A 4213-nucleotide genomic window follows, 5' to 3' on the forward strand; every position below is an offset into this window, starting at 1 on the left:
GTCCAATGGAATTCAGGACTAAGGCCGCATAACTGATTTTTATTTTTTGTACTGTCTACTTGACGGGGTGCAGTTCACCGGTCGGATAGCTTCTTCTTTTTTATACAAATAATTTATTCCTTTCATTGGATGCACTTCATGTTATCGTTATAGACTCTTATCCACGCTAGCTATCTATCATTGCGTGACAAACATCAGCAATTGATAGGAGCAGATTTTAATAGAGATAGGGACATTGACCAGTACAAACTATCTGTCTTGTACGTATACATACAGTACATAGATTCTATCACCTTCTAATAGAAAGGAGTGCTTATTACGAGAGAGAATCAGAGAATCACTTCCATTTTTTGAAAAGAGGTAATCGCATGCACGATTTGATGATCATTGTTACCGTTATTTCCTTTCTCTTAACAATCGGCTTTATCTTCTGGCGACCGCAGGTCAATGAGGCGGTCCCCGCAACGGTTGGCGCTGTTTTCGTTCTTCTTAGCGGCAGCGTGACGCTCACTGATCTAGGCCAAATTACGGAAACGATAGGCGGCGCAGCGGTCACGATCATAGCGACGATCGTCATGGCGATCGTACTGGAAAGCTTCGGATTTTTCTACTGGGCTGCCGAGCTTCTGACGGAAAAAGCAAAAGGCTCGGGTATTCGATTATTTTGGCTAACGAATCTATTTTGCTTTCTGATGACGCTATTTGTGAACAACGACGGCAGTATTTTAATTACAACGCCGATACTGCTCCTGCTGCTGCAAAACATGGGGTTAAAAAATCATCAGAAAATACCCTATCTCTTATCTGGCGCATTAATTGCAACAGCCGCCAGCGCCCCCATCGGGGTAAGCAACATCGTAAATTTAATTGCGTTAAAAATCGTCGATATGGATCTCTACATGCACACCGCCATGATGTTTGTTCCGGCTATGCTAGGGCTTATCCTGCTCTCGCTTCTCCTATTCGCCGCCTTCTATCGCACTCTCCCTAAAGCCCTGCCGCCCGTTGCCCGGTGGTCGTTAATCACTCGAAAGCATCCCCTGCAGGAAAGCGTTTCTCAGGTAAACCGCACCGCATTCATGCGAAACATCCTTATCTTCGTATTCCTTGTGCGCATAAGCTTGTTTATCGCCTCATATATTCATTTTTCGGTTTCCTTGACAGCCGTTATCGGCTCCGCGCTCCTGCTTGCTTGGCGCTGGTTTTATTTGAAAATTTCTCCGGCAGATATGCTGAGGAAAACGCCGTGGTTTATTTTGCTGTTCGCCTTCAGCATGTACGTCATTATTTCTGGCCTGAATAACATCGGACTGACCGCATGGCTGATTCTAGCTCTGCAGCCGATCATCTCTGATAGTCTCGTAAATGCGAGCGTCGTGATGGGCGGACTGCTTAGTATCTTATCTAATTTGTTCAATAATCACCCTGCTTTAATGATTGGAACGCTTGCCATTACGAATATGGGACTCGACCCAATGACGTTAAAAATCGCTTATCTCGCAAGCGTAATCGGCAGCGATATCGGCTCGCTCCTCCTCCCGATCGGCACGCTGGCTACCCTGTTGTGGATGCATATCGTGCGTAAAGGCGGTGTCAAAATAAGCTGGGGCCAGTATTTAAGAGTCACAGCCGTCGTCATTCCAATAACCGTTATTTTTACGCTGCTCCTATTGTCTTATTGGGTACTCTGGGTATTTTAGACAAAAAAAAGACCTTCCGGAAGAAGGTCCCAAAAAGAGAAGCATGCACCTCATATTTTATGAATCTAATGGAGAAAACGTACGGGTTCTTTAAACCCGGAACAGCCCATAGCCGTCTAGCGGAACGACGGGCTCCGTATCCATCGTCAAGCCCTGCGTGCGGCCATGAAAAGCAACGTCCACAAGCCAGCGCGTGAAGCCGGCAACATTCATCGTCTCCAGCTCCTGCAAGCTGAAGAAGCCTGCCGCATCCACCTCCACTTGATCAGGTGTCGGCTCGCCGCTGATGTATTCCATTTCGAATGCAATATAGATATTATGAATGCTTCTTGGCTGGTCGCGCAGCGCCACGACATTTTTGACGGTCGCTTCAACGCCGCATTCCTCCAGCACCTCTCTTTGAATCGTTGCTTCGATTGGCTCGAACTGCTCAATATAACCGCCAGGATTTGTCCAATAGCCCTTGCCAGGCTCCTGCGCTCTGCGAACGAGCAATATTTTATCGTCCTTGACGATAAGTGCTCCGACACCAATACTGTAGCTGCCCCAATGAACAAAGCTGCAGCTGGTGCACGCTCTTCTCATGGTTCCATCGACGTCGCGGGTTTCCAGCTCATGACCGCAGGTCATACAAAATTTCGCTTCCATCTATCTCCGTCACCTCTGTATTAAACTTATGCCTCATCCGATTATACTGGCTATTTCGGCCGTTGCCTAGCAGGAGGGCAGCAGCTTCCTTGCAAGTTGAGTTTGAAAAACAGATTACAGGACGAGTATAATGCCCTTATGAGCACCATAAGGGAGGAATAATTCGATGCGGTTCATTAGCAACAAGGGGGTAACCGATCCGTCGCTAAATTTGGCGCTAGAGGAATACATTCTGCGCTCGCTGCCTAATTCCGATGACTACCTGCTCTTCTATATCAACGAGCCCTCTATCATCATAGGCAAAAACCAGAATACGGTGGAAGAAATCAACGCACAATATGTGAAGCAAAATAAGCTTCACGTCGTTCGCCGGCTATCCGGCGGCGGAGCTGTCTATCATGATCTCGGCAATTTGAATTTCAGCTTTATTATGAAGGACGACGGTCAGTCGTTCCATAACTTCAAGAAGTTTACCGAGCCGGTCGTCCGCGCTCTTCGAGAGCTTGGCGTAGCTGCCGAGTTGTCAGGCCGCAACGATCTCCAGGTTGGCGAGCGGAAAATATCCGGCAATGCGCAGTTTTCCACAAAGGGTAAAATGTTCAGTCATGGCACGCTTTTATTCGATTCTGAAATTGAAAATGTCGTGTCTGCGCTGAAGGTGAATGCCGAGAAATATGTTTCTAAATCAACAAAATCCATCCGCAGCCGTGTCGCGAATATATCAGAGTTTCTTCAAGCGCCTATGACCGTTGAACAATTCAGGCAGCGCCTGCTGCAATCGATCTTCGAAGGCTCTGATGAAATTCCATACTATGAGCTTACTGAGCAGGACTGGGCAAATGTGCAAAAGCTTGCCGATGAGCGCTACCGGAGCTGGGAATGGAACTACGGACACTCCCCTTCCTTCAATGTGCAGCAGAAAAAACGGATCGAGGGCGCAGGCACCTTCGATATCCGTCTTCAGGTCGAGGAGGGTATTATCGTTGACGCTGTCATTTACGGCGACTTCTTCGGTCGCGGCGACAGCCATGAAGTCGCTGGACAGCTTATCGGTGCCCGATATGAAGCCACAGCGCTGAAGCAGCTGCTCGAGCACATCGATCTGCCGTATTACTTCGGGCCTGTCACGAAGGAAGAATGGCTGGCGCTGCTTTTATAGTAATGCGGATAGAGACCCTCTAGCTAGGCTAAGGGTCTTGCGCTTTTTCACGATACAGTGACAGAGTCGGTGTTGTAAATAAGGGTCGATTAAACGCTTCTGATAAAACCGAGCAAAGTTGCCCATATCTTTCCCTTGTGAGGAATAGCCGTGTACACTCAAATGTTATTTTTTTGACGAATATGCATCATAAAGGGATCATATTGCCGCGGCAACATGACCCTTCGTACGAATAGTGTTACACCATGACAATAACATGCCTTTTTTACATTTTATTTCGACTTTTTCTTTGCTGCCGATCTTCCTTGCTTTTTCGGATCGTTCGAAGGTCGCTCGACATGCTGTGACCCGTTTGGTTTTATTGAATCATCGCCCATACTCACTGCTCCTTTCCTCTGGCTTCCTGTTAGTTATTTGCCATTAATTAAGAAACTATTACTTATCCCAATAATCGATATTCATCACTTAAATAAAGTAATTTGTTCCTTAGCAACGAAAAGGCCATGATTTTCAACAAAAGTTGAAAATCATGGCCTTTTTCAGTACCTGCCAAATTGGCAATACTGTCTCTTTATGAGCTTTGCGCTCTGAAAACCGGATGCAAAACAGGCATAGTATTCTTTAGCTATTGTCTGCCGGATGTATGGGTCCATGCAAACTTTTTTAGGATAAGCCCTCGACCGATTAGTATTCGTCAGCTCCACAC

3 protein-coding genes are annotated in these 4213 nt (G+C 46.7%); 2 read left to right on the top strand and 1 reads right to left on the bottom strand.

The window, feature by feature from the left end; translation table 11 throughout:
• Positions 1-368 precede the first annotated feature (368 nt).
• Positions 369-1700, top strand: coding sequence for an ArsB/NhaD family transporter (locus ACO9K6_RS20865; RefSeq protein ID WP_424769453.1), 1332 nt, complete (start codon positions 369-371; stop codon positions 1698-1700).
• A 90-nt stretch (positions 1701-1790) separates the two neighbouring features.
• On the opposite strand, the gene ACO9K6_RS20870 is transcribed toward ACO9K6_RS20865, so the two are convergent.
• Positions 1791-2348: an NUDIX domain-containing protein gene (locus ACO9K6_RS20870; protein WP_424769454.1), complete on the bottom strand. Its 558-nt coding sequence runs from the start codon at positions 2346-2348 to the stop codon at positions 1791-1793.
• Positions 2349-2514: 166 nt separating this feature from the next.
• On the opposite strand from ACO9K6_RS20870, the gene ACO9K6_RS20875 reads away from it, so the two are divergent.
• Entirely contained in the window at positions 2515-3507 is a 993-nt protein-coding gene (locus ACO9K6_RS20875; RefSeq protein ID WP_424769455.1) for a lipoate--protein ligase, read from the top strand.
• The last annotated feature ends 706 nt before the right edge of the window (positions 3508-4213 follow it).

The organism is Paenibacillus praedii (genome assembly GCF_049725345.1).
Classification (GTDB): Bacteria; Bacillota; Bacilli; order Paenibacillales; family Paenibacillaceae; genus Pristimantibacillus.